Genomic DNA, 24,786 nt, shown 5'->3' with positions numbered 1-24,786 from the left:
CGACTGCACGACGATGACGACGACGAATCCCTGGATGCATTGACCGCTGGCATCCGCCAAAAACGACCAGGACGCCCGCGCCTACTTTGCTCTTTTGCCAACATGACCACACAAGACCCCCAAACGCAGCCATCCGGCAAAACCGATTACCGCAGTACGCTGAACCTGCCCGACACTCCGTTTCCGATGCGTGGCGACCTGCCCAAGCGCGAGCCGCAATGGGTCAAGGACTGGGAAGACCAGGGCCTGTACCAAAAGCTGCGCGCCGCCCGCAAAGGTCAGCCCAAGTTCATTCTGCACGATGGCCCGCCCTACGCCAATGGCCAGATCCACATGGGCCATGCGGTCAACAAAATTCTCAAGGACATGATCGTCAAGGCGCGCCAACTCAAAGGTCTGGACGCTGCCTACATCCCCGGCTGGGACTGCCATGGCTTGCCGATCGAAAACGCCATTGAGAAGAAGTTTGGCCGCAAACTGGCGCGTGACGACATGCAGGCCAAAAGCCGGGCCTACGCCACCGAGCAGATCGCGCTGCAAATGGCCGACTTCAAACGGCTGGGTGTGCTGGGCGATTGGGACCACCCCTACCGCACCATGGATTTCAAGAACGAAGCCGACGAGATTCGCGCCTTCAAGCGGGTGATTGAACGCGGCTTTGTCTACCGTGGCTTGAAACCGGTGTATTGGTGTTTTGACTGCGGCTCGTCCTTGGCAGAGTTCGAGATCGAATACGCCGACAAAAAATCACAAACGCTGGACGTGGGCTTTTTGTGTGCCGAACAAGACAAACTTGCCACTGCCTTTGGCTTGAGTGAACTGGCGATGGATGCTTTTGTGGTGATCTGGACCACCACCGCCTGGACCATTCCGGCCAACCAGGCGCTGAACCTGAACCCAGAGTTGTCTTACGCGCTGGTCGATACCGAGCGGGGACTGCTGGTGCTGGCCGAGACCTTGGTCGAAAAGTGCATGGCACGCTTTGGCCTGACCGGCACCGTGGTGGCCACCACGCTGGGCAAGAACCTGGGTGGCATCCATTTCAAACACCCGTTGGCCCATGTGGATGCCGGCTATGACCGCCTCAGCCCCGTCTATCTGGCCGACTATGCCACTGCCGAAGACGGCACCGGCATTGTGCACAGCGCACCGGCCTATGGCGTGGACGACTTTCACAGCTGTGTGTCGCATGGGATGGCCTATGACGACATCCTCAACCCGGTGCAGGGTAACGGTGTCTATGCGCCCGAGTTGCCGCTGTTTGGCGGGCAAAACATCTGGAAAGCCTGCCCGGTCATCATCGACGCGCTGCGCGAGGCTGGCCGCCTGTTTGCCACCGAGAACATCGTGCACAGCTACCCGCACTGCTGGCGCCACAAGACGCCGGTGATCTACCGCGCCGCAGCTCAATGGTTTATCCGCATGGACGATGGCGCTGGGGTATTTACCAAAGAAAAAGCGCCACTGACGCTCAGACAGACTGCGCTGGCAGCTATTGAAAATACAGCGTTTTACCCCGAAAACGGCAAGGTGCGCCTGCGCGACATGATCGCCGGGCGGCCCGACTGGTGCATCAGCCGTCAGCGCAGTTGGGGTGTGCCGCTGCCGTTTTTTGTCCACAAGGACAGCGGCGAGTTGCATCCGCGCACCATGGAGATTCTGGACATTGCAGCCGACATGGTGGAGCACGGCGGCATTGAAGCCTGGAGCAAGGCCACCCCCGAGGCCATTCTGGCCACCATCGACTGCCAGCTTGACGCCCCGCACTACACCAAGAGCAGCGACATTCTGGAGGTGTGGTTTGACTCCGGCACCACCCACACCACGGTGCTCAAAGGTTCGCACCCCGGCGCAGGCCATGCCGACGGACCCGAGACCGACCTGTACCTGGAAGGGCACGACCAGCACCGCGGCTGGTTCCACTCCAGCCTGCTGACCGCCTGTGCCATGTACGACCGAGCGCCGTACCTCGGCATCCTGACACACGGCTTTACCGTGGACAGCAAAGGCCACAAGATGAGCAAAAGCGCCGGCAACGGCGTTGACCCACAGGAAACCAGCAAGAAACTCGGTGCCGAGATCATCCGCCTGTGGGTGGCGGCAAGCGACTACTCAGGCGACATTGCCGGCGACGACAAGATTCTGGCGCGGGTGGTCGACATTTACCGCCGCATCCGCAACACGCTCAAGTTCCTTCTGGCCAACACCCACGACTTTGATCCGGCGGTGGATGCCGTGGCAGCGGACCAACTTCTGGAGATTGACCGCTACGCGCTCAGCCGCGCCGCCCAACTGCAAGCCGAGGTGCTGGCGCATTTTGAGGTGTATGAATTTCACCCGGTGGTGGCCAAACTACAGATTTACTGCAGTGAGGACCTGGGATCGTTCTACCTCGACATCCTCAAAGACCGGCTCTACACCACCGCCGCCAACTCGCTGGCGCGGCGCAGCGCCCAAACCGCGCTGTGGCAGATCACCCAGGCGATGCTGCGCTGGATGGCACCGTTTTTGAGCTTTACCGCTGAAGAAGCCTGGGCTGTGCTGGGTGCGCAAGGCAAAACCCCTGCCGGCAGTCGTCCGTCCATATTTATGGATTACTACAGCACGCTGGCCAGCCCCGACGTTGCCCTGCTGGCCAAATGGGTGCGCATCCGCGAGATTCGCGATGCCGTCAACAAGGACATCGAGGTGCTGCGTGCCGCGGGCCAGTTGGGCTCGTCACTTCAGGCCAACATCCGCCTGACGATGGGGCCGGATGATCACGCCTTGCTGTCAGGTCTGGGTGAGGATCTGAAGTTTGTGTTCATTACATCGACTATTGAGTTGATAGCTGGTAGCGACCTATCCATAAGCGCTAGAGCCTCAAATGACGTGAAATGTGAGCGCTGCTGGCATTACCGTGATGACGTTGGCACGGACCCCGCCCACCCAACAATTTGTGGTCGCTGCACCAGTAATCTGTTTGGTGCGGGTGAAACGCGGGTGTTTGCCTGATGGCGACACGCAAGGCTGGTGCCGGCGGCGCTGCGCGGCCCATGGCGTCGGGCAGCAGCTTGTGGATCTGGCTGGCGTGGGCTGCCGTGGTGCTGATCGCCGACCAGTTCACCAAGGTTCTGATCCTGGGCTACTACCAGTTGGGCGACCAGACACCGGTCACCAGCTTCTTCAACGTGGTGCGGGTGCACAACAGCGGTGCGGCGTTTTCGTTTCTGGCCGGTGCTGCGGGCTGGCAACGCTGGTTCTTCACCGTCATCGGGGTAGTGGCGGCGATCGTGATCGTCTGGTTGCTGCGCTCCTACGCCGGACAGAAGCTGTTTGCCTTTGCGCTGGCCAGCATCCTTGGCGGTGCCATTGGCAATGTGGTGGATCGGGTGCTGCACGGGTATGTGATTGATTTTCTGGACTTTTACTGGGGCAGCTGGCATTTCCCGGCGTTCAACGTGGCCGACAGCGCCATTACCCTGGGTGCGACCTGCCTCATTCTGGATGAGTTGCTGCGGGTCCGGCGCGGACGCTGATTCAGAAAACCGAGAAGGCCCCCAGTGACCCACCTGCTGAACCTGCTGGCTGCCATTGCCTTGCTGGTCTGGGGCACCCACCTGGTGCGAAAAGACACGTTGCGGGTGCTGGGCGCCAATTTGCGCAAAGTGCTGGCACAAAGTGTCAGCAACCGCTTCAATGCCGTGGTTTCAGGCATCGGTGTCACCGCACTGCTGCAGTCGGGCACCGCCACCGCGCTGATCGTCTCGGCATTTGTTGGCCAGGGTCTGATGGCCTTGCCGTCCGCGTTGGCGGTGATGCTGGGTGCCGACATGGGCACCAGCGTGATGGCAGTGGTTTTTTCGCGCGATCTGTCGTGGCTGTCGCCGCTGTTCATTTTTGTCGGCGTGGTGCTGTTCATTGCCCGTCAATCCACCAACGTGGGTTACACCGGGCGTATTCTGATCGGGTTGGGCTTGATGCTATTGGCCTTGCATCTGGTCACGGTATCCGCCAACGAACTGACGCGCGCACCTGCGGTCCGGGCACTGCTGGGGTCACTGGGCAGCGAGCGCCTGCTGGAAATCACTGTGGGCGCCGTGCTGGCGGTGGTGAGTTACTCCAGTCTGGCCATCGTGCTGCTCACCGCCACCCTGGTCAGTACCCATGTAGTCACGGCGGATGTGGCGCTGGGTCTGGTGTTGGGGGCCAACCTGGGCAGTGGCTTGCTGGCGGTGCTGACCACCCTGCGCTCACCGATCGAGGCAAGGCAGGTGCCGATGGGCAATCTGGTGTTCAAAGTGCTGGGTATAGCCATTGCTGCTCCGTTGACACCGCTGTGGCTGCAGACGCTTCAGCCCGTGCTGCCCGACGAAGCCACGCTGGTGGTGCTGTTTCACCTGGCCTTCAATGTGATGGTCTCGCTGGTGTTCATTGGCCTGACCGGGGTGGTGGCCGGCTGGGTGAGTTACTGGCTGCCCAAACCGGTCAACAACCACCTCAACGGGCGACACCGGCATCTGGACCCCTCGGCGCTGGCGACGCCTTCGGTGGCCTTGTCTTGCGCCGTGCGCGAGGCGATGCACCAGGCCGATGTGGTGGAGACCATGCTGCGCGGCCTGCTCGATGTCACCCGCAACGACGACATGGCGCTGGCCCAGTCGTTGCAAAAGCTCGACGACACGGTGGACCGGCTGTATTCAGACATCAAGTACTACCTGACCAAGATTTCACGTGAGTCGCTCAGCGAGAAAGAAGGCGCACGCTGGGCCGAAATCATCAGCTTCACTATCAATATGGAGCAGATCGGCGACATCATCGAACGCGTGCTGGGCGATGTCGAGAAAAAGAAAATCAAGGCCGGTCGGGCATTCTCTGACGCCGGCATGGCCGAGATCACTGAGCTGCATCAGCATCTGGTGGGCAATCTGCGATTGGGCATGAGTGTGTTCCTGAACGGCAATCTGCAGGACGCCAGAACCTTGCTGGAGCAGAAAACCCGTTTTCGTGACATGGAGCTGGCCTACGCCGCCAACCACATTACCCGCCTGTCTGACAACACGCTGCAGAGCATCGAGACCAGTTCCTTGCACCTGGACATGATCAGCGAGCTCAAACGCATCAACTCGCACATTGCGTCGATTGCCTACCCGATCCTGGAGACCGCCGGTGCGCTGGAACCCAGCCGCTTGCGCCAGACGCAACCCGCGCAAATCACCCCAACGGATGCAGCCCTGGTCAACAACAAGACATCGAACACCGCCAAGTAGCTACAAGTAAAAGAACCCCCAACCCAACTTGATCATGGGCTGGAGGCTCAAAACTCCTGGATCACTGAACAGGATCAACGATCATTCTTGGAAAAGCGCTTTTGCGCATCGCGCGGCACAAACACTTTGCCACCACCGGCAGGTTTGGAAAATGCTGGTTTGCCAAAGGCTGGCTTGCGCGCCGCGAAATCACCCCGCGGTGCACCAGCACCAGCGCCCGGGCCACGGTCGTTGCGGTCGCCGGCAAAGCGGTCGTTGAAACCACCTTTGCGCTCGTAGCTGAAGGCATCACGCGCCGGAGCTGCGGGGCGCTCGTCACGCGGGTGAAACCCACCCGGTTTATTATCTTGATAGCTATCAGCGCCCACTAGACGTGGGCCAGAGGCATTTCGGTCTGCAAAACCACCACGGTTGTCGTTGAAGCCACCCCGGTCGCCGAAGCCACCGCGATTGCCACCACCAAAACCACCGCTCGGGCGGCCGCCGCCACCAAACTTGCGGTCACGGTCACCAAAACCGCCCCGGCCACCAAAGCCGCCGCGCGGTGCCTCAGGCATGCGCTGCTGCGGCTCCAGCCCCGGCACCACTTCGGCTTTGATGGGTTGGCGCGTGTAGGCTTCGATGTCAAAAATCTTGCGACGGTCGCGAAATTCGGCAAAGGTGACGGCCAGACCGTCCCGCCCGGCACGGCCGGTGCGGCCAATGCGGTGGGTGTAGTCCTCGGCCTTCATCGGCAGACCAAAGTTGAACACGTGTGTGATGGTGGGCACATCCAGACCGCGTGCGGCCACGTCGGTGGCCACCAGAATCTGCACTTGGCCCTGGCGCAGCGCCATCAGACGGCGGTTACGCAGACCCTGGCTCAGGGCGCCATGCAGGGCCACGGCGTCAAAGCCGTCTTGCTGCAAGTCATTGGCGAGGCCATCACATTCAATTTGCGTACTGGCAAACACAATCGCCTGGTTAATGCCGGTGTCGCGCAGCCAGTGATCCAGCAGCTTGCGTTTGTGCTGCGCGTTGTCGGCCCAGAACATCACCTGCTTGATGTTGGCGTGTTTTTCCTGCGGGTTGTCGATGGTGATGCGTTGCGGCTCGCGCATGACTCGGGCGGCCAGCTGCTGGATGCGTGGCGCAAAGGTTGCGCTGAACATCATGGTCTGCTTGCGCGCGATGGTGAGCTGGTTGATTTCGGCCAGATCGTCGGCAAAGCCCAGATCGAGCATGCGGTCAGCCTCATCGACCACCAGGAACTGCACCTGGTCGAGCTTGATCTGCATCGAGCGCTGCAAGTCCAGCAGACGCCCCGGGGTGGCCACCACCAGATTGGCGTTTTGCAGCTTGGCAATCTGCAACTGATACGGCATGCCGCCCACAATATTGGCAATGCGCAGGCCGCGGCAGTGCTGCACTAGGTCGATGGCGTCGTGCGCCACCTGCTGCGCGAGTTCGCGCGTCGGGCAAACCACCAACGCGCCGGGTGCAGGGGCGGTGAAATGGCGCGGGTTGGTCGGGTCTTTGCGCTTGGCGCGTTTCGGGGGGGCCTCGCCTTTGGCGGTGGCCTCGGCCACGGCGCGCTGGTAGTCGTCGCGCTCTTTGGCTTCGGCTTGCGCTTGCTGCGTGAGCAGGGTGTGCAGCACCGGCAACAGGAATGCGGCGGTCTTACCGCTGCCGGTCTGGCTGGAAACCATCAGGTCAATAAAGCGCGCCTCCTTGGCGCCGTCATTGTGGCCCTGCAAGGCCAGCGGGATGGTTTTTTGCTGGACGATGGTGGGCTGGGTAAAGCCCAGGTCTTTGACCGCACGGATCAGTTCCGGGGCCAGGTCCAGCGCAACAAAGCCATTGAGGGCTTCTTCGACCGGAGCCGCAGCGACGGCTGCAGATCCATCGTCGATCAGGTCATTGGAGATAATTTCGACAGACGAAAAGTCGCCTGTCGCTAGGGTAGCGTCAGTCATGGATTTCTTTCATGCGCGAGCGCCGCACATCGTGCGGTCGCTCCGTTTATGGTTAAAAAACATCAACCATCAAACGGAACCGGCTCTGACTCACCGTCGGTGAGCGTTCTCAGCGCTGGGGGCCCTTTTGTCGCGCCTTTAACCTGTGATGGTGAAGGATGACCTTGAGCCCGGTGAATGTTGGGAGATGTACAAAAGCGCCGCAACTTGCAGCGCAGCCTGCGATTATGGCATGGATTCGGGTTTCCACCTAGCGACAGTTCAACCCGGCATTCTGAGGAAGTGCTCGCGATAGTGCGTCAGTTCGTCAATCGACTCATGCACATCCGCCAGCGCGGTGTGGCGTTGCTGTTTCTTGAACGCCTTGTAAATGTCTGGCGCCCAGCGTTTGGACAATTCCTTGAGTGTGCTGACATCGAGGTTGCGGTAGTGAAAATAGGCCTCCAGCTTGGGCATGTACTTGGCCAGGAAACGCCGGTCCTGCCCGATGCTGTTGCCACACAGGGGTGAGCCGCCCTTGGGGATGTACTGGCTGACAAAGGCGAGCAACTGCGTTTGTGCATCCTCTTCTGACAGGGTCGACGCGCGGACCTTTTCAATCAGCCCACTTTTGCCATGGGTGCCCTTGTTCCAGGCGTCCATGGCATCGAGCAAGGCGTCACTTTGATGGAGCACCAGCACCGGGCCTTCGATGCGCGGTGTGAGATCCGGGCCGGTGACGATCACCGCAATTTCAATGATGCGCTCAACCTCGGGCTCCAGACCGGTCATTTCGCAGTCAAGCCAGACCAGATTCTGGTCAGATTTGGCCAAAGTGGCGGCCTCGGTGGGGGTGTTGGGTGTGCTCATGGGTGCAAATTGTCGCTGATCGCCTAAACTTCGCCGCCATGCTGCAAGTCGATCTGCTTTCCAACCCCTCATCCCTGCTGTCGTTGACTTTTGCGGCTGCCCTGTTGCTGGGGTTGCTCGTCAAATTCTGGCTGGCATCGCGGCAGATCCGTCATGTGGCGCGGCATCGCAGCGCCGTGCCAGTGGCATTCGCGCAGACCATTACCCTGGCCGCGCATCACAAGGCAGCTGACTACACTTTGGCCAAGGCGCGCCTGGGTCTGGTCGAGATGGCATGGGGTACCGCGCTGCTGCTGGGCTGGACGCTGCTGGGCGGTCTTGCGTGGCTCAACCAGGCGCTGCTGAGCTGGCTCGGTGCAGGCATGGCGCAACAGCTTGCCGTGCTGGTGGGCTTTGTGCTGATCAGCAGCCTGCTTGATTTGCCCATGACGCTGTACCAGACTTTTGTGCTTGAAGAGCGCTTTGGCTTTAACAAAATGACATTCAGGCTGTGGCTGGCTGATTTGCTCAAATCCAGCGTCGTGGGCGCGCTGATTGGCCTGCCGATTGCCGCTCTGATCCTATGGATGATGGCGGCCAGTGGCGGCCTGTGGTGGTTCTGGGCCTGGGGCGTGTGGATGGGCTTCAATCTGCTGCTTCTGGTGATTTATCCGACCTTGATTGCGCCGCTGTTCAACAAATTCACGCCACTGGAAGACGCCACGCTGAAAGAGCGCGTCACCGCCTTGATGCAACGGTGCGGATTCTCAGCCAAGGGACTGTTTGTGATGGACGGCAGCAAACGCAGCGCCCACGCCAATGCTTACTTCACTGGTTTTGGTGCGGCCAAGCGGGTGGTTTTTTTCGACACCCTGCTGGCGCGGCTGAGCGCTGCCGAGGTGGATGCGGTGCTGGCGCATGAGTTGGGTCATTTCAAGCACCGGCATATCTTCAAACGCATTGTGGCCATGTTTGCCATGAGCCTGGCGGGCTTTGCCCTGCTGGGCTGGCTGGCGCAGCAGCCCTGGTTTTACACCGGCCTGGGCGTGCAGCCCAATTTGGAGGGTGCCAACGACGCCCTGGCGCTGCTGCTGTTTTTGCTCGCCATGCCGGTGTTCAGCTTTTTCATTGCGCCGGTTTTTGCCCAGTTCTCTCGCCAGCATGAGTTTGAGGCGGACGCCTACGCGGTGGCGCAAACCAGCGGACAAGACCTGGCCTCGGCCCTGCTCAAGCTGTTTGAGGACAACGCCTCGACCTTGACGCCCGACCCGTTGTATGTGGCGTTCTATTACTCGCACCCGGGTGCCTCGGAGCGGCTGGCACGCATGCTGGAGCCACCCGCCGCAACCCGTGTGACCTCCTGACATTCATTGAGAATATGCCTCTAGCCCATAAGCAACGTGCGCTGACAGCTACTGAAATCATCACAAGTCTGGCCAAACTGGAAGGCTGGCGACTGTCTGGCGACGGGGCGGACGTGGCCATTGAGAAAACCTTTGACTTTGCCGACTACTACCAGACCCTGGCGTTTGTGAACGCGCTGGCGTTTGTGGCGCACCGACGCAATCACCACCCTGAACTGACCGTGCGCTATCGCCAATGCACGGTGCGCTGGCAAACCCACGATGTCGCCGGCCTCAGCCGGGCCGACTTTGACTGCGCCGCACAAACCGATGCGTTGCAGATCGCCTGACATGACCGCTGGCCTGCTCTCTGGTCGTTGTGCCCACCACCCGCCATGAAGGCACGCTCCAAGGCCTCTGACGAAAGCCAGAACCCGCTACAAACCGGCCTGATTGTGGCCAACTACGGCCGGCATTTTCTGGTCGAAGCCGCGTCTGGCGAGCGACGCATCTGCCACTCGCGTGGCAAGAAAAGCCAGGGGGTCGTGGGCGACAGGGTACTGTGGCAGGCCTCGCAAGACGAGGGCACGATCGAGCGAATCGAACCCCGGCGCAACCTGTTTTACCGCCAGGACGAGATACGCACCAAGTCGTTTGCCGCCAACCTCGACCGGGTGCTGATTTTGATTGCCGCCGAGCCCGAATTTTCAAGCAGCCAGCTCTCTCGCGCCCTGATTGCCGCTGAAGAGCAGCACATCACACCCATTATTGCGCTCAACAAGAGCGACCTGGCCGAACCCTTTACGCGCGCCTGGGCGTGGCTGACACCCTACCGTGACATGGGTTATGACGTGCTGCCGCTGGCGCTCAAACAACACACCTTGACCGACCGCGCCGCCCTGCTGCAGCGCCTGAGCGGCCACACCACGCTGGTGCTGGGCCCCTCCGGTGCTGGCAAAAGCACCCTGATCAACACCTTGATTCCTGGCGCCTTGGTGCAGACCGGCGCTCTGTCACAAGCGCTCAACGCGGGCAAACACACCACGACCAGCACCACGCTGTACTGGGTGGATGAAGCCAAAACGACGGCTCTGCTCGACTCACCGGGCTTTCAGGAGTTTGGCCTCAACCACATCGACCCGGCGCAACTCGCGGCCTACATGCCCGACCTCAAACCGCATGTGGCGCAGTGCAAGTTCTACAACTGCAGCCATCTGCACGAGCCCGGTTGCGGCGTGATTTCAATGGTCAACTCAGGCATCAGCGCAGGTGGAATAAGCGCAAACCGCTACAAAATATACAGTGATTTGTACGCCGAACTGTCGCAAGAACGGCGCTATTGAGCAATGCTGCTCAACCGGCTAAAGCAGCGCAGCCAGCGTCTGCACCAGCCGCTCACACTGCTGCGGTGTGCCGACCGTGATGCGCAGGTATTGCTCGATGCGGGGTTGTTTGAAGTGCCGCACCAGCACACCCTGGACGCGCAAACCGGCCGCCAGAGTTGCCGCATCATGGGCAGGGTGGCAGACAAAGACAAAATTGGCTTGGGACGGCAACACCACAAAACCCAGGTCTTCCAGCGCAAGGGTCAGGCCTTCGCGACTGTCCATCACCGCATGGCGGGTCTGATCAAAATAGGCCGTATCGTCGAACGCGGCAACACCACCGGCAATGGCCAACCGGTCCAAGGGATACGAATTGAAACTGTCCTTGACGCGCTGCAGCGCGTCGATCAGATGCGCTTGCCCACAGGCAAATCCAATCCGCAGCCCGGCCAACGAGCGCGACTTGGACAAGGTGTGCACCACCAGCAGATTGGGGTAGCGGCTGATAAACGGAATGGCACTTTGCCCGCCAAAGTCGACGTAGGCCTCGTCGACCAGCACCACCCGCTGCGGATGCAGGCGCAGCAACTGCTCGATCGCATTGAGCGGCAGACCGATGCCGGTGGGCGCGTTGGGGTTGGCGATCACCACGCCGCAGACGTCGGTGCCTGCGGCAACGGTGTAATCCGCCACCTCGATTTGCATGGCATCGGTCAAGGGCACCTTGCGCGCATCGATGCTGTAAAGGCTGCAATACACCTTGTAAAAGCTGTAGCTGATGTCTGGCATGAGCAGCGGGCAACCCTGCTGGAAGAAGGCAAAAAAGGCGTGTGCGAGCACTTCGTCAGAGCCGTTGCCCACAAACACCTGCTCCGCGGACAGGCCGTGGGTGCTCGCAATTGCCGATCGCAAATCGCTCGATTGGGGGTCCGGGTAGAGTTGCAGCCCGCGCTGGGCTGCCTGGGTGATGGCCGCAATCACCTTGGGTGAAGGCGGATAGGGGTTCTCATTGGTGTTGAGCTTGAGCAGATTGTGCAGCTTGGGCTGTTCGCCTGGAACATAAGGCACCAGTCGCTCAAGCACAGGACTGAGAAAACGCGATGGCATACGACCGACTTCTGAAAATATAGCTATCAATATATGCTGAATATGGGCTAAAAGCTCATTTCATCGAAGAACTAGCCCAACAACCGAGCCAGCGTCAGCAAAGCCAGCAGCACAATCCACATCACCACAGTGCGCCACACCAGTCCGACCACTACGGCCAGATGGGGCAACTCAGGCGCGGGGCGTGTATCCGAGATATCGTCATGGGGGATGGCACCCTGGCCCATGGTTTCGCGCTCGGCATTCAGCGTCGAACCGGTCAAATGAATATTCACAGCGCCTGCCGTCGCTGCCAACACCAGGCCATCATTGCTGGCGTCCGCCCGTTGCCCATAGCGTCGCCAGGCATCCACCGATTCCTCGAAATTGCCCATGACGGCAAAGCCGACTGCGGTAATCCGCGCGGGCAGCCAGTCAACCAGCGCCCAGGCGCTTTGCGCGTTACTGCGCAAAGCGTGACTAACCGGTTGATCCAGAGAGTTGCCTTTGTGCAACCAGTAACGCACAACAAACTCGCTCAGACGGTACACAACAGCGCCAGTGGGCCCAAGGCCAAAAGCTGCCAGAAGGGAGAACCACGCCAAAACACCAAAAACATGGCGATGCGCTGCGAGGACAGAAAATTCGATCACCTTGGCAATGAGGGTGCTGCGTGGCATCTCGCAAACGTCCAGTTGCTGCCAGTTGGCCATCAACTCAGTCGCCCGGGCGTCATCATCGTTCACCAGGGCATCACGAATGCGGGTGAAATGCGAGCTAAACTGACGAAAGCCAAGTGCAGCGTACAACACCAGCGCACTCCAGAGCAATGCCAGCCACCAGCCCACATAGGCACCCAGAACCCAATAAATCGTCAGGGCCACCAAAGACGGCAGCAAGACTGAAAAGCTCCAGGCGAGCCAACCGTGCCAGGACTGCCCTGCATCGAAGTTGCGAGTACACCAGCGCACCCACGCACGCATAGCGGCATGGATGAAGTTGCCAGGGGTCAGGGGCCTGGCCTGCTCCAGCAACAATGCGAACAGTACCGAGATAAAGCTCATGCGATGATCATAGCGGCTGCCCCTGGTCGGCCGTGCTTCAGGCGCTCAAAAAGCGGTAAAAGTTGCGCAACATGCCTGCCGTTGCACCCCACACGTAGCGCTCGACTTCGCCATCCTGATAGGGCATGGACAACCAGTGTCGCTGCGCCCCCTGCCAAAACACCTGGTGGTGTCGATGGTTCGCCGGGTCCATTAGAAATGACAGCGGAACTTCAAACACATCCTGCACTTCGTGCGCATTGGGTGTCAAAACAAAGCCGGGCTGGATCAAGGCGACCACCGGCGTGATCAAGAAGGCAGACCCCGTGGTGTAAACCGGCAAATGCCCCAAAACCTCGACATGGCGACTGCACAAACCCACCTCTTCGTCAGCTTCACGCAACGCGGCAGCAATGGCATCCTGGTCGGTGTCGTCTACTTTGCCACCGGGGAATGCGATTTGCCCCGAATGGGTTGACAGATGCTCGGTGCGCTGGGTCAGCAGTACTGCCGGTGCCGGGTGCATCACGATGCCCATCAGCACGGCCGCCTGAGTGGACGGGCGGTCCATGAATCGCTTCTCTGCCAGCAGTTCAGGCTGCCAACTTGGCGGAACAGCAAAACGGGACCGCAACGCCTGTGGCTCAAGGCGATCTGCAGGTACGGCGGGCAAATGGGTGTCCACCTGCATCACCGGTACACAACGAGGATCAATTTGCGGACGTGTGATCGGGTGCATGGCCATGTCGGACGAAAAAAAACCGCCTGTGCGAACAGCAGGCGGCTCTTTTAACCAGCTCTTTCAATCAAGCAGTTGTCGCCACCTTGCGCGCTGGCAACTTTTCCTTGATACGGGCTGACTTGCCGCTGCGATCACGCAGGTAATACAACTTGGCTCGACGCACATCACCACGGCGCTTGACTTCAATGCCGGCAATCAGCGGGCTGTAGGTCTGAAAGGTACGCTCCACACCTTCGCCACTGGAGATCTTGCGCACAGTGAAGCCACTGTTGAGGCCACGGTTACGCTTGGCAATCACCACACCTTCGTAGGCCTGAATCCGCTTGCGGTTACCTTCAACCACATTGAGACTGACCACGACGGTGTCGCCTGGACCAAAGTCTGGCACAGTTTTATTGAGACGAGCAATTTCTTCTTGCTCAAGGATTTGAATCAGGTTCATAAGTTTCTTTCTGTGATCATGCCAGCACCATCACCAGAATTGGGAATTGCCCGGCTAAACGCATGGTTGCCGGACGGGCAGGCAGAGGATCGATGAGCCAAAGATTATAGCTTGAGTAACACCGCTTCATCCAGCCCGGTCAATCGACCGAGGAGACGGGCCCGAGCAATCAGGTCTGGACGCAAGCGCAGGGTGAGCAACAAGCGTTGATCACGCCGCCAACGCTCGATACGTTCATGATGCCCTGATAACAACACTTCCGGCACCGACTGTCCCTGCCAGTTCTCGGGGCGGGTGAAATGAGGACAGTCCAGCAAGCCATCCAGCGCTGGATTGAAACTGTCTTGAGCATGGCTCTCAACGTCACCCAGCACGCCCGGCTGCAGTCGCGCCACGGCGTCCAACAAGGCCAACGCAGCGATCTCTCCGCCCGACAACACAAAGTCACCCAGACTGATCTGCTCGGTCACGTGGGCGTCGATCAATCTCTGGTCAACACCCTCATATCGACCACACAGCAATACGCCCCCCCCACCCGACGCCCACCGACTGACGATGGCATGATCCAAAGGCTGCCCCAAAGGCGAGAACAGCACCACCGGAGTTGGCCCATCTCGCTGCGCCTGGATACTGGACAGACACCGCTCAAGCGGCTCGGCCATCATCACCATGCCGGGACCCCCGCCAAATGGGCGATCGTCGATCCGTCGGTAGTTCCCCACGGCGTGATCGCGGGGATTGTGGATGCGCACTTCAATTTGCCCCGACTCAAAAGCCCGCCGGGTAATGCCCGAACTGAAAAAAGGTGTGAACAGTTCAGGAAAGAGGGTCACGACATCAAATCGCATGACACTCATGGTGCACCGACTGATCAGTAATCACCGTGCCAATCCACCTCAATGCGACGCACATCCAGATCCACCCTGTCGACATAAGCCGCCACAAAAGGAATCATGCGCTGATGCATCTGCCCTTCTGCCTCAAACTCGATGACCAGTACCGTTTGTGGTCCTGTTGCCAGCAGATCACGCACAATGCCCAGCAGATTTCCCTCCCGATTGACAACTGTCAATCCGATCAGATCAACCCAGTAATATTCGTCCTGCTCAGCGGTCGGGAAACTAGCCCGACTGATGAAAATCCGGGCACCCCGCAACAAGTCTGCGGCGTTACGGTCGTTGATGTCATGCGCAAACGCCACCACGCTATCTGAATGGGATTTGGCTTCTTTGATGGCCAGTTTGGCCACACCCGAAAAAGTTACAACGCCTTTTTCGGCCGGTTGCAGATACCAGCGCTTGGAAGAAAAAAGCGCCTGAGGATCGGCGCTATAGGGTAGTACACGAAACCACCCCTTGACACCCCAGGCATCAAGGATGCGCCCAACTTCGACAGCATCTGCCGGAAGTTCGGCAGCCTCAAGGCCGGGCAACATTAAAAACTCAAGCCACCTTCTTGGCTGCCTGCGCGATCAAACGTTCAACCGTCGGTGAGGCCTGCGCGCCAACACCCTTCCAGTAGGTCAGACGGTCTTGCGCAATGCGAATACCTTCTTCGTTGGCCGTTGCAATCGGGTTGTAAAAGCCGATGCGCTCAATAAAGCGACCATCCCGGCGATTGCGCTTGTCTGCCACCACAATGTTAAAAAACGGGCGGGCCTTGGCACCACCGCGTGCGAGTCGAATGACGACCATAATTGTTCCTTTTGGAAGTGGAAATTGAATTCCACGAAAATTGAGTACCGAGCCCGACGTTTGAGACACGCGACATAGCCACCCGGCCAGCGACACGTCAAGCAACCCAGCATTATAGCCAGCAGCACAACCCATGCCACTCATTCGCCCCAGCATCGACGCCGACCTTCAGCAAATTACCGACATTTATCAACACCATGTGTTGCACGGTACAGGCACCTTCGAGATAACGCCGCCCAGTCTGGCCGACATGGCAGCCCGGCGCGACGATGTGCTGAGCAAGGGGCTGCCCTACCTGGTCTGCGCCGAGGCCGATCAAGTGTTGGGCTTTGCCTATTGCAACTGGTTCAAACCACGCCCGGCGTATCGTTTTTCAGCCGAAGACTCGATTTACCTGACACCCGATGCCTGCGGCAGTGGCCTCGGCCGCGCCCTGCTGGCCGAACTCATGTGCCATGCCGAAAAGACGGGCGTGCGCAAGCTGATCGCGGTGATTGGTGATTCAGCCAATGCAGCCTCCATCAGCGTTCACCGCAGCACCGGGTTTACCGGTGTCGGTATCTTGAAGTCTTGCGGCTGGAAGTTCGGGCGTTGGCTTGATGTGGTACTGATGGAACGGGCTTTGGGCGCCGCCGACTCGACCCCCCCAGACGGATCGATCGATATCAAAAAATCTGCAAACTGAACCAGTAAGCGACCGCTGCCACAAACGCGCTGGCCGGAATGGTCAGAATCCAGGCCCAGATGATATTGCCGGCGACACCCCAGCGCACAGCACTGGCACGTCGCACTGAGCCAACACCCACAATTGCCCCGGTGATGGTGTGTGTGGTTGATACAGGCACACCAAGGGCGGTTGCTAGAAACAGTGTCAGAGCACCCCCCGTTTCAGCGCAAAACCCACCCACTGGCTTGAGTTTGGTGATTTTCTGGCCCATAGTCTTCACGATGCGCCATCCACCGAACATGGTGCCCAAACCGATTGCGGCGTAGCATGAAACGATGACCCAGGTCGGTGGCCGGGCATCCCCTGCAGCCGTGTAGCCCGTGGCGATCAGCAGCATCCAGATAATGCCAATGGTCTTTTGTGAATCGTTGCCTCCATGCCCCAGACTGTAGGCACCGGCCGATACCAATTGCAGACGACGAAACCACTTGTCAACACGCAGGGGCCTAAAACCCCGAAATAGCCAGGCCACCAGAACCAGCATCAGTGAACCCAGCAAGAAACCCAGCAAAGGTGACACAAAAATAAAGATGATGGTTTTCAAGATGCCCGATTGCATCAACGAGTTCACACCCGCCTTGCCGATGGCCGCACCCACAATGCCGCCAATCAGCGCGTGGGATGAACTGCTGGGTATACCGTAGTACCAAGTGATGAAGTTCCACGTGATGGCCCCAACCAGCGCACCAAACACCACATAAGTATCGACCACGCCGGGTGCCACAATGCCCTTGCCGACGGTGGCAGCCACACTCAAGTGAAAGACAAAAATCGCAACCACATTGAAAAATGCAGCAAACACAACCGCCTGACCTGGCCGCAGGACGCCCGTAGACACCACCGTGGCAATCGAATTAGCGGCATCATGAAAGCCGTTCATAAAGTCGAACACCAGTGCCAATACCACCAGCACGACCACGATCCACAGCGCGGTTTGAACAGATTGCATCGTGTTAACTCCGCAACTGCTTAAGAGTTTTCGAGGATGATGCCCTCGATCAGATTGGCCACATCCTCACATCGGTCGGTTATGGTCTCCAGTAACTCGTAAATCGCCTTGAGTTTGATCAGTTCGCGGACATCAGGTTCTTCACGGAACAACTTGCTCATGGCAGTGCGCATGACACGATCAGCATCACTCTCCAGTTTGTCAATTTCATCACAGGTTTTCAACGCTGCGTCTGCAGTCGAGTGGTCAGCAATTTTGCCCAACAGCCCAACCGCATCCCGAACCCGCTCACAGCATTTGACGCCCAGATCCGTGAGCCGGCTGATTTCGTCAGTCATGTGATGGACATCGTACAAGGCCATGGTTTCCGCCGAATCCTGGATCAGGTCGGCCACATCGTCCATGGTGTTGATCAGACTGTGAATCTGCTCACGATCGATCGGCGTGATGAAGGTCTTGTGGATGGCTTTGTTGACTTCGTGCGTGACCCGATCGGCTGAGCCCTCGGCGTGATCCACCTCACGGTGGTATTTTTGCCGCAATTCCAGATCAGCATAGTTGGCAACCAACTTGGAGAAGGCATGTGCCGCAACGACGATGTGATCGGCATGCTGATTGAACATGGCGAAGAAATCATCATTGCGCGGTAAGAGTTTGCCAAAAATCACAAGGGCTCCTTCGAATTACTTCAGAAAAATGTCAGTTTGATGACTGTCGAGTTTAACCTTGGGGCTCTGGTGAAAATCCAAACAAAAACGCCCCGGGTCATGCAACCAGGGGCGCTGTCATTTGCGGCCAGATCCGGCCGCAACCAAGCTGTCAGACGATTCAGGCGCTGACGGTCTCGTTCACCGATGCCGCTGCATCGGTGTAGTCCTTGACCTGGTCAAAGTTGAGGTACTGGTAGATCTTGCTGCTGGCTGCGGTCAGCACACCCATATCGGCCAAATACTCTTCCTTGGTTGGAATACGGCCGAGTTTGGAGCAAATCGCCGCCAATTCCGCACTGCCCAGATAAACATTGCTGTTTTTGCCCAAACGGTTGGGGAAGTTGCGGGTCGAGGTGGAAAACACCGTGGCACCCGCTTTCACCTGCGCCTGGTTACCCATGCACAGGCTGCAACCTGGCATTTCCATGCGCGCACCAGCCGAGCCCAGCACACCATAATGGCCTTCGTCGCTGAGCTGCTTGGCGTCCATCTTGGTGGGGGGTGCCATCCACAGCTTGACCGGAATGTCGCGCTTGTTTTCCAGCAGTTTGGAGGCGGCGCGGAAATGCCCGATGTTGGTCATGCACGACCCGATGAATACCTCGTCGATCTTGGCGCCTGCCACCTCCGACAGGGTCTTGACGTCGTCCGGGTCGTTGGGACATGCCACGATGGGCTCGTGAATGTCAGCCAGATCGATCTCGATCACGCTGGCGTACTCGGCATCGGCATCCGCCTTGAGTAACTGCGGATTGGCCAGCCAGTCTTGCATGGCCTTGATACGGCGTTTGATGGTGCGAACATCCGAGTAACCATTGGCGATCATCCATTGCAGCATCACGATGTTGCTGTTGATGTACTCGATGATCGGCTCTTTGTTCAGGTGCACGGTGCAGCCGGCGGCGCTGCGCTCGGCCGAGGCATCGCTGAGCTCAAAGGCCTGTTCGACCTTGAGGTCCGGCAAACCTTCAATCTCCAGGATGCGGCCGGAGAACACATTTTTTTTGCCTTGCTTGGCAACCGTCAGTTCACCCGACTTGATGGCGTACAGGGGAATGGCGTTCACCAGGTCACGCAGAGTGACACCAGGTTGCATTTGGCCTTTGAAGCGCACCAGCACACTCTCAGGCATATCCAGCGGCATCACGCCCGTGGCAGCACCGAACGCCACCAGACCGGAACCGGCTGGAAAACTGATGCCGATCGGGAAACGGGTATGGCTGTCACCACCGGTTCCCACGGTATCGGGCAACAGCATGCGGTTAAGCCAGCTGTGGATGATGCCGTCGCCAGGACGCAGCGGAATACCACCCCGGTTGCTGATGAATTCGGGCAACTCGTGGTGCATCTTCACGTCCACCGGCTTGGGGTAAGCCGCCGTGTGGCAGAAAGACTGCATCACCAGGTCGGCGCTAAAGCCCAGGCAGGCGAGGTCTTTCAACTCGTCGCGCGTCATGGGGCCGGTGGTGTCTTGCGAGCCGACACTGGTCATTTTGGGTTCGCAATAGGTGCCGGGCAATACGCCCTGCCCTTCTGGCAGACCGCAGGCACGGCCCACCATCTTTTGAGCCAGCGTAAAACCCTTGCCAGTGGCCTTGGGGTTTTGCGGCAGGCGGAACAAAGTGGAAACTGGCAATCCAAGTGCCTCGCGCGCCTTGGCGGTCAGGCCACGGCCGATGATCAGTGGAATACGCCCACCGGCGCGCACCTCATCCAGAAGCACCTCACTTTTCAGCGTGAACTCCGCAATCACGGTGCCGCCTTTGAGGGCTTTTCCTTCATAAGGACGCAGCTCAATAGTGTCACCCATGGCCATCTGGCTAACATCAAGCTCAATGGGCAGCGCCCCCGCATCTTCCATGGTGTTGTAGAAGATCGGTGCAATTTTGGAACCCAGGCAAACCCCACCAAAGCGCTTGTTGGGCACAAAGGGAATGTCTTCACCGGTAAACCACAGCACACTGTTGGTGGCCGACTTGCGGCTGGAGCCAGTACCCACCACATCACCCACATAAGCCACCAAATTGCCGCGTGCGCGCAAGTCCTCGATGAACTTGACCGGACCACGCTTGCCATCTTCTTCAGGCGTAATGCCATCACGCTTGTTCTTCAGCATCGCCAGCGCGTGCAGCGGAATGTCAGGCCTGCTCCAGGCGTCAGGCGCCGGTGACAAGTCATCGGTATTGGTTTCGCCGGTGACCTTGAGCACCGTCAGGGTGATGCTTTGAGGTACCTCAGGCCGGCTGGTAAACCACTCGGCATCGGCCCAGCTTTGCAACACGGCTTTGGCGAATGCATTGCCTTGATCGGCTTTCTCTTTGACGTCGTGAAACTGGTCGAACATCAGCAGGGTTTTCTTCAGAGCCTGCGCAGCCACACTGGCCACCACGGCATCGTCGAGCAGGTCGATCAGCGGTGTCAGGTTGTAGCCCCCCAACATGGTACCGAGCAGTTCGGTCGCTTTCTCGCGGCTGATCAGCGCACATTTTTCGGTGCCGTGCGCCACAGCTGCCAGGTAGCTGGCCTTGACCTTGGCGGCATCGTCGACCCCCGCTGGCACGCGGTGGGTGATCAGATCAACCAGAAAGGCTTCTTCGCCGGTGGGCGGTGCCTTGAGCAATTCGATCAGATCAGCGGTTTGCTGCGCTGACAGGGGCAGCGCTGGAATGCCAAGGGCGGCGCGCTCTGCAACATGGGTTCGGTAGGCTTGCAACATCGATAACTCCTTTTCAATCAACAATAAAGTACTCAGTTGGACGTGGCGTCAGAACCCGGATTACTGTCCCGGTGCTGACACAGGGGGTGTGGGGGGTTTCGTGACCCCAGCCTGCATCGTTGGATGCGGGTTCGGCTCGATTGCCATTGGACTGCTGCTTGCAGCCGCGATCGGTTTGACTGCCGGTTCAAGCAAACTCGGCGGCGGATCCTTCTCCATGGCGCGCGTCACGGCCAATTGGTTCGGACTCATGCACGCATCTGCCAGCCGAGCTCCGGCTTTTTGACTCATTAACATCGATTTGTTTGCCAGTTGCAACCAGACCGCGCCAGCCCGCTCATCCTGCAAACGCAGCGCACCCGTGCTGGTAACCACTGGCACCATGCGAAATTTGAACTTCTTGCCTTGAATATCAAAATAGCCTGGTTTATGTGGATCTGCCTTGACACTGACTGACACCCCAAGCTCACAGGCCACCTCGCCCACTTCAATTTTCTGGGCTATTTCCAATTCTTCCGGGGTCAGTGCCACGTCTGCGGCTGCGACTGCGGCCGCCACCTGACCAGCCTTGCTCTTGAGTTCAATCCGGCTGGCGCTTGATTTGCTGACCGACTTCTTTTCGGTTTTCTTGATCGTCTCCGAAGCCACCGCCGGACCCCATGAGCTGCCGAAGGCACCAGCAAGCAAAAGCGTATGCAAGAGCACATTCCTAATGACCATCAGACACCTCTAAATACTGAAAAAAGCCACGTGCCCAATTGCCGATACGAACACGCGACATCAACTCTCAAGAAACAAAGAACTGGTAGGCAGGATCGCTGTGAGGCAATCGACCCGTACGATAAGCGCGCTCAAGCACCTGCCAAAAATAACGATAGCTCGCCCGGTCATGCAATTTGCCAAGCCTTGCGACTGGAGCCCAATTCGCCCCATAGGCCGCTGCGATGATCTCACCTGCAACGGAAACCTCTTCCTGCTCAGGGGCAAATGCCGCCAAAATGGGGCGAATCTGATCGGGATGGATACTCCACATCCGGGTGTAACCCAAGGCCCTGCAAACCCAGCGCGCAGCGGCTTGCATCGCAACGGGGTCTTTGTACTCGGTGACCACGCAGTGTGAAGGCACTTTGCCATGGGCGTGACAGACGGCAGCTATATCAAGCTTGGCCCGCACCACCAAGGGATGATGAAACTGGTCCAGATTTGCCTGACCAGGTGCGCCCGCGTAGCCCATCGCGCAAGCGGGAATGGCACCACCATGTGCAGAGACAAAATCCATGAGGCCAAAGCTGAGCGATTGCACCCGCGGATGCGCCGCAATCGCCACCGCCTGTTGCAACGCCGATGGAGACTCAATCAACGCATGGACCGGCAACCCGACCAAGGTCGGCATGGCACTGCAAGCAGCATCGATCAGCGCCACAGCACGTTCGATGTGGGCGACCGACTCCACCTTGGGCAACATCAAGTGCGAGATTGAACCGCCTACTCGCCCCACAATAGTCTCGATGTCGTTCTCAAAGGCGAGGTGATCGACCGCATGCACCCGGACAGCAACGCGAGGTTTCAACCAATCGGCAACATTCTCAATCGCGTGCAGCGCTTGATGTGCCAGATCTGCAACCAAGAATGCATGGTCGCGCTCACCCCCAACCGGAGCGCCATCCTCACAATCAAGGGTGACATCCAACACGCAGGCTCCAAATTCTTGGGTCAACTCTGCCTGAAGCGCCAGGCTTTTGATCATCCGCGCTTCAACACCGCAATAGTGATCGCAAACTGGCAATAGTGGCGCCACACGGGCGCCAAGCAACACGTCACGCGGATGGGTCACCGTATCTGCCTGCGGCTGCTGGACCGAGTGCCTGTGTCGCGATCTGCTCAGAGCAAATGAGCCACGCCCGCCTGTTCGTCCTGCAGTTCCTTGAGAGTTTTGTTGATGCACTCCTGACTGAACCCATCGATCGACAAGCCTTCAACCAGTTTGTATTCGCCCCCTTCACAGGTGACCGGAAAACCAAACATGATGTCTTTGGGAATGCCATATTGACCATCCGACGGGATACCCATGGTGACCCACTTGCCATTGCTACCCAACGCCCAGTCATGCATATGGTCGATCGCGGCGTTGGCTGCTGATGCAGCCGAAGACACGCCGCGCGCTGCGATGATGGCGGCGCCCCGCTTACCCACGGTTGGCAAAAAGGTATTGGCGTTCCAGTCATGGTCGTTGATCATGTCCTTGACGCTTTGGCCGTCGATCGTCGCAAACCGGTAGTCTGCATACATCGAGGGCGAGTGGTTGCCCCAAACCGCCATTTGTTGAATATCGGCCACAGGCTTGCCGGTCTTGGCAGCCAACTGGCTCAAAGCCCGGTTGTGATCCAAACGCAGCATCGCTGTGAAATTCTTGCGTGGCAGATCCGGCGCGCTCTTCATCGCAATATAGGCATTGGTGTTTGCGGGATTGCCCACCACCAGCACCCTGACATCACGGCTCGCCACTGCATTGAGCGCCTTGCCCTGGGCAATGAATATCTCACCATTCACAGCCAACAGTTCGGCACGCTCCATACCAGGTCCACGCGGACGCGATCCAATCAACAGCGCATAGTCAACATCCTTGAACGCAGTCATCGGATCGCTATGGGCTTCCATGCCCACCAGCAGCGGAAATGCACAATCCTGCAATTCCATCATCACGCCTTGCAACGCTTGCTGTGCCTTTTCAACCGGAACTTCCAGCAAACTCAGCACCACGGGCTGATCTTTGCCGAGCATTTCACCAGAGGCGATCCGAAACAGGATGGCGTAACCAATTTGGCCGGCTGCACCTGTTACTGCAACACGTACGGGTTTTTTGCTCATAATGAAACTCCAGAAATGGTTGAAAAATATTTGGTGCGATGCGTGTCAGACGACGTGGCATCTGCGTTTCGCACAGCTCACAGTGTAGCGCCGAAAACAGTCATCGTCAACTTGTCTTATATCTTATATAAGATATGATTGGTAACAGAAAAATACCATTGAATCTGGAGACAATTCCTATGCACGGCTTGCCAGAATCCGGGACTGAACCTGACTCTACTCCCAACGCCATATTGATCGATGGCAGCAGCACCCCTGCATTCAGTCCGCTTTACCAGCAAATCAAAGGGCTGATTCTCAACAGCTTGCGAGGTGCGGAATGGCGCCCCGGCGAGGCAATTCCAAGCGAGATGGACCTCGCCGGACGCTATCGGGTCAGTCAGGGTACTGTTCGCAAGGCAATTGATGAACTAGCGGCTGAAAACCTGCTTTTGCGACGACAAGGCAAGGGAACCTTTGTCGCCACGCACGCCGAGCAGCAAGTGCAGTTCCGATTTCTCAAGTTGGTCCCCGAAAGTGGCACCCGTGGCAGTGAGGGGCCGGCACAGCGCAATATCATCGAATGTCGCCGGTCTCGCGCCAGTGCGGATATCGCGCGCGCGTTGGCTTTGCGTTCGGGAGATGCGGTTTTGCAGGTTCGTCGCGTGCTGAGTTTTGGCGGCACGCCTATCATTCTGGAAGACATCTGGCTTCCGGCCGCGCCATTCAAGGGCTTGACCGCAGAACGGCTGACCAATTACCAAGGACCAATGTATGCCCTGTTCGAAACCGAATTCAATGTTCGCATGGTACGCGCTGAAGAAAAGATCCGCGCCATTCCAGCCACCGCCGAACACCAGTCACTGCTGAACGTTTCTTGCGGCACACCATTGTTGAGCGTGGAGCGTACGGCGTTCACCTATCGCAACGAGCCGATGGAGCTACGCTACGGCAGTTATCGCACCGATACCCACTACTACCATAACGCCCTGAACTGATCGTCCGCGCAACCGACAACTCGTCAGATTGGTGCAATGTTCGGGAGAATCCGCTTGATCCAGGGCAAAACAGCGGCAGTAAGAGGACGAAAATGAGGGTTTTCCCCGTCAGATGATGCTGCATTGCAATAG

General features: G+C 58.5%; 23 protein-coding genes. 8 read left to right on the top strand and 15 right to left on the bottom strand.

Annotated features, from left to right (window positions below):
- The first annotated feature begins 102 nt into the window (after window positions 1-102).
- Genes ileS through KBF66_RS02180 form a run of 3 tightly spaced genes read left to right on the top strand, consistent with a single transcriptional unit; the run spans window position 103 to window position 5,249 of the window.
- Window positions 103-2,994, top strand: coding sequence for an isoleucine--tRNA ligase (gene ileS, locus KBF66_RS02190; protein ID WP_296651476.1), 2,892 nt, complete (start codon window positions 103-105; stop codon window positions 2,992-2,994).
- 41 nt (window positions 2,995-3,035) lie between these two features.
- Window positions 3,036-3,518, top strand: coding sequence for a signal peptidase II (gene lspA, locus KBF66_RS02185; RefSeq protein ID WP_296651491.1), 483 nt, complete (start codon window positions 3,036-3,038; stop codon window positions 3,516-3,518).
- A gap of 24 nt (window positions 3,519-3,542) precedes the next feature.
- Window positions 3,543-5,249, top strand: a complete 1,707-nt coding sequence (locus tag KBF66_RS02180) for a Na/Pi cotransporter family protein (RefSeq protein ID WP_296651473.1) — start codon at window positions 3,543-3,545, stop codon at window positions 5,247-5,249.
- A 74-nt stretch (window positions 5,250-5,323) separates the two neighbouring features.
- On the opposite strand, the gene KBF66_RS02175 is transcribed toward KBF66_RS02180, so the two are convergent.
- The gene (locus KBF66_RS02175) at window positions 5,324-7,204 is read right to left on the bottom strand and encodes a DEAD/DEAH box helicase (RefSeq protein WP_296651471.1); all 1,881 of its coding nucleotides are present in this window, start codon (window positions 7,202-7,204) and stop codon (window positions 5,324-5,326) included.
- Window positions 7,205-7,465: 261 nt separating this feature from the next.
- Window positions 7,466-8,053 carry an oligoribonuclease gene (gene orn / locus KBF66_RS02170; protein WP_296651468.1) on the bottom strand — a complete coding sequence of 196 codons (588 nt, stop codon included), beginning with the start codon at window positions 8,051-8,053 and terminating at the stop codon, window positions 7,466-7,468.
- Between the two features lie 38 nt (window positions 8,054-8,091).
- Between orn and KBF66_RS02165 the strand changes: the two genes are divergently transcribed.
- Genes KBF66_RS02165 through rsgA form a run of 3 tightly spaced genes read left to right on the top strand, consistent with a single transcriptional unit; the run spans window position 8,092 to window position 10,718 of the window.
- On the top strand, window positions 8,092-9,396 hold the full coding sequence (locus tag KBF66_RS02165; RefSeq protein WP_296651465.1) for a M48 family metallopeptidase: 1,305 nt from the start codon (window positions 8,092-8,094) through the stop codon (window positions 9,394-9,396).
- A gap of 14 nt (window positions 9,397-9,410) precedes the next feature.
- Window positions 9,411-9,725: a 4a-hydroxytetrahydrobiopterin dehydratase gene (locus KBF66_RS02160; protein ID WP_296651462.1), complete on the top strand. Its 315-nt coding sequence runs from the start codon at window positions 9,411-9,413 to the stop codon at window positions 9,723-9,725.
- 45 nt (window positions 9,726-9,770) lie between these two features.
- Window positions 9,771-10,718, top strand: a complete 948-nt coding sequence (rsgA, locus tag KBF66_RS02155) for a ribosome small subunit-dependent GTPase A (RefSeq protein ID WP_296651459.1) — start codon at window positions 9,771-9,773, stop codon at window positions 10,716-10,718.
- 18 nt (window positions 10,719-10,736) lie between these two features.
- Here the strand turns inward: rsgA and hisC are convergent, their stop codons facing one another.
- From hisC to rpsP, 7 genes are all read right to left on the bottom strand, one after another.
- Window positions 10,737-11,807, bottom strand: a complete 1,071-nt coding sequence (hisC, locus tag KBF66_RS02150) for a histidinol-phosphate transaminase (RefSeq protein WP_296651456.1) — start codon at window positions 11,805-11,807, stop codon at window positions 10,737-10,739.
- 71 nt (window positions 11,808-11,878) lie between these two features.
- On the bottom strand, window positions 11,879-12,850 hold the full coding sequence (locus KBF66_RS02145; protein WP_296651453.1) for a cobalamin biosynthesis protein: 972 nt from the start codon (window positions 12,848-12,850) through the stop codon (window positions 11,879-11,881).
- Window positions 12,851-12,887: 37 nt separating this feature from the next.
- A complete protein-coding gene (locus tag KBF66_RS02140) occupies window positions 12,888-13,568 on the bottom strand; it encodes a CoA pyrophosphatase (protein ID WP_296651449.1) in 681 nt (226 codons plus the stop codon).
- 67 nt (window positions 13,569-13,635) lie between these two features.
- Window positions 13,636-14,013 (bottom strand): 50S ribosomal protein L19, encoded by a 378-nt coding sequence (gene rplS, locus KBF66_RS02135; protein ID WP_296651446.1) that lies wholly within the window; start codon window positions 14,011-14,013, stop codon window positions 13,636-13,638.
- Between the two features lie 104 nt (window positions 14,014-14,117).
- Window positions 14,118-14,861: a tRNA (guanosine(37)-N1)-methyltransferase TrmD gene (gene trmD, locus KBF66_RS02130; RefSeq protein ID WP_296651488.1), complete on the bottom strand. Its 744-nt coding sequence runs from the start codon at window positions 14,859-14,861 to the stop codon at window positions 14,118-14,120.
- A 23-nt stretch (window positions 14,862-14,884) separates the two neighbouring features.
- The gene (gene rimM / locus KBF66_RS02125) at window positions 14,885-15,448 is read right to left on the bottom strand and encodes a ribosome maturation factor RimM (RefSeq protein ID WP_296651441.1); all 564 of its coding nucleotides are present in this window, start codon (window positions 15,446-15,448) and stop codon (window positions 14,885-14,887) included.
- Between the two features lie 7 nt (window positions 15,449-15,455).
- Window positions 15,456-15,707: a 30S ribosomal protein S16 gene (rpsP, locus tag KBF66_RS02120; RefSeq protein WP_296651438.1), complete on the bottom strand. Its 252-nt coding sequence runs from the start codon at window positions 15,705-15,707 to the stop codon at window positions 15,456-15,458.
- A gap of 133 nt (window positions 15,708-15,840) precedes the next feature.
- On the opposite strand from rpsP, the gene KBF66_RS02115 reads away from it, so the two are divergent.
- On the top strand, window positions 15,841-16,392 hold the full coding sequence (locus KBF66_RS02115) for a GNAT family N-acetyltransferase (RefSeq protein ID WP_296651434.1): 552 nt from the start codon (window positions 15,841-15,843) through the stop codon (window positions 16,390-16,392).
- On the opposite strand, the gene KBF66_RS02110 is transcribed toward KBF66_RS02115, so the two are convergent.
- From KBF66_RS02110 to KBF66_RS02085, 6 genes are all read right to left on the bottom strand, one after another.
- Complete coding sequence (locus KBF66_RS02110; RefSeq protein ID WP_296651430.1) at window positions 16,373-17,383, bottom strand: inorganic phosphate transporter; 1,011 nt, start codon at window positions 17,381-17,383, stop codon at window positions 16,373-16,375. The genes KBF66_RS02115 and KBF66_RS02110 overlap by 20 nt on opposite strands.
- A gap of 20 nt (window positions 17,384-17,403) precedes the next feature.
- On the bottom strand, window positions 17,404-18,051 hold the full coding sequence (locus KBF66_RS02105; protein WP_296651424.1) for a DUF47 domain-containing protein: 648 nt from the start codon (window positions 18,049-18,051) through the stop codon (window positions 17,404-17,406).
- A 160-nt stretch (window positions 18,052-18,211) separates the two neighbouring features.
- On the bottom strand, window positions 18,212-20,809 hold the full coding sequence (gene acnB / locus KBF66_RS02100) for a bifunctional aconitate hydratase 2/2-methylisocitrate dehydratase (protein ID WP_296651419.1): 2,598 nt from the start codon (window positions 20,807-20,809) through the stop codon (window positions 18,212-18,214).
- 60 nt (window positions 20,810-20,869) lie between these two features.
- Entirely contained in the window at window positions 20,870-21,508 is a 639-nt protein-coding gene (locus KBF66_RS02095) for a hypothetical protein (RefSeq protein WP_296651417.1), read from the bottom strand.
- Window positions 21,509-21,596: 88 nt separating this feature from the next.
- Complete coding sequence (locus tag KBF66_RS02090; protein ID WP_296651414.1) at window positions 21,597-22,643, bottom strand: aldolase/citrate lyase family protein; 1,047 nt, start codon at window positions 22,641-22,643, stop codon at window positions 21,597-21,599.
- 47 nt (window positions 22,644-22,690) lie between these two features.
- On the bottom strand, window positions 22,691-23,677 hold the full coding sequence (locus tag KBF66_RS02085) for a malate dehydrogenase (RefSeq protein WP_296651410.1): 987 nt from the start codon (window positions 23,675-23,677) through the stop codon (window positions 22,691-22,693).
- Between the two features lie 179 nt (window positions 23,678-23,856).
- Here KBF66_RS02085 and KBF66_RS02080 point away from each other — a divergent pair, with 179 nt between their 5' ends.
- Complete coding sequence (locus tag KBF66_RS02080; RefSeq protein WP_296651485.1) at window positions 23,857-24,654, top strand: GntR family transcriptional regulator; 798 nt, start codon at window positions 23,857-23,859, stop codon at window positions 24,652-24,654.
- Window positions 24,655-24,786: the final 132 nt, after the last annotated feature.

This window comes from Rhodoferax sp. (genome assembly GCF_018063565.1).
Classification (GTDB): Bacteria; Pseudomonadota; Gammaproteobacteria; order Burkholderiales; family Burkholderiaceae_C; genus Rhodoferax.
The sequence above is the reverse complement of the archived record's forward strand: the minus strand, read 5'-3'. Positions and strand labels throughout refer to the sequence as shown.

Bases quoted from the DNA above. Each gene is read 5' to 3' on its own strand.
- KBF66_RS02145 (WP_296651453.1), bottom strand. From the start codon at position 12,850: ATGAGCTTTATCTCGGTACTGTTCGCATTGTTGCTGGAGCAGGCCAGG.
- trmD (WP_296651488.1), bottom strand. From the start codon at position 14,861: ATGCGATTTGATGTCGTGACCCTCTTTCCTGAACTGTTCACACCTTTT.
- KBF66_RS02085 (WP_296651410.1), bottom strand. From the start codon at position 23,677: ATGAGCAAAAAACCCGTACGTGTTGCAGTAACAGGTGCAGCCGGCCAA.
- rplS (WP_296651446.1), bottom strand. From the start codon at position 14,013: ATGAACCTGATTCAAATCCTTGAGCAAGAAGAAATTGCTCGTCTCAAT.
- KBF66_RS02160 (WP_296651462.1), top strand. From the start codon at position 9,411: ATGCCTCTAGCCCATAAGCAACGTGCGCTGACAGCTACTGAAATCATC.
- KBF66_RS02110 (WP_296651430.1), bottom strand. From the start codon at position 17,383: ATGCAATCTGTTCAAACCGCGCTGTGGATCGTGGTCGTGCTGGTGGTA.
- KBF66_RS02140 (WP_296651449.1), bottom strand. From the start codon at position 13,568: ATGCACCCGATCACACGTCCGCAAATTGATCCTCGTTGTGTACCGGTG.
- KBF66_RS02165 (WP_296651465.1), top strand. From the start codon at position 8,092: ATGCTGCAAGTCGATCTGCTTTCCAACCCCTCATCCCTGCTGTCGTTG.
- KBF66_RS02115 (WP_296651434.1), top strand. From the start codon at position 15,841: ATGCCACTCATTCGCCCCAGCATCGACGCCGACCTTCAGCAAATTACC.
- acnB (WP_296651419.1), bottom strand. From the start codon at position 20,809: ATGTTGCAAGCCTACCGAACCCATGTTGCAGAGCGCGCCGCCCTTGGC.
- rimM (WP_296651441.1), bottom strand. From the start codon at position 15,448: ATGTTGCCCGGCCTTGAGGCTGCCGAACTTCCGGCAGATGCTGTCGAA.
- lspA (WP_296651491.1), top strand. From the start codon at position 3,036: ATGGCGTCGGGCAGCAGCTTGTGGATCTGGCTGGCGTGGGCTGCCGTG.
- orn (WP_296651468.1), bottom strand. From the start codon at position 8,053: ATGAGCACACCCAACACCCCCACCGAGGCCGCCACTTTGGCCAAATCT.
- hisC (WP_296651456.1), bottom strand. From the start codon at position 11,807: ATGCCATCGCGTTTTCTCAGTCCTGTGCTTGAGCGACTGGTGCCTTAT.
- KBF66_RS02175 (WP_296651471.1), bottom strand. From the start codon at position 7,204: ATGACTGACGCTACCCTAGCGACAGGCGACTTTTCGTCTGTCGAAATT.
- rsgA (WP_296651459.1), top strand. From the start codon at position 9,771: ATGAAGGCACGCTCCAAGGCCTCTGACGAAAGCCAGAACCCGCTACAA.
- KBF66_RS02080 (WP_296651485.1), top strand. From the start codon at position 23,857: ATGCACGGCTTGCCAGAATCCGGGACTGAACCTGACTCTACTCCCAAC.
- ileS (WP_296651476.1), top strand. From the start codon at position 103: ATGACCACACAAGACCCCCAAACGCAGCCATCCGGCAAAACCGATTAC.
- rpsP (WP_296651438.1), bottom strand. From the start codon at position 15,707: ATGGTCGTCATTCGACTCGCACGCGGTGGTGCCAAGGCCCGCCCGTTT.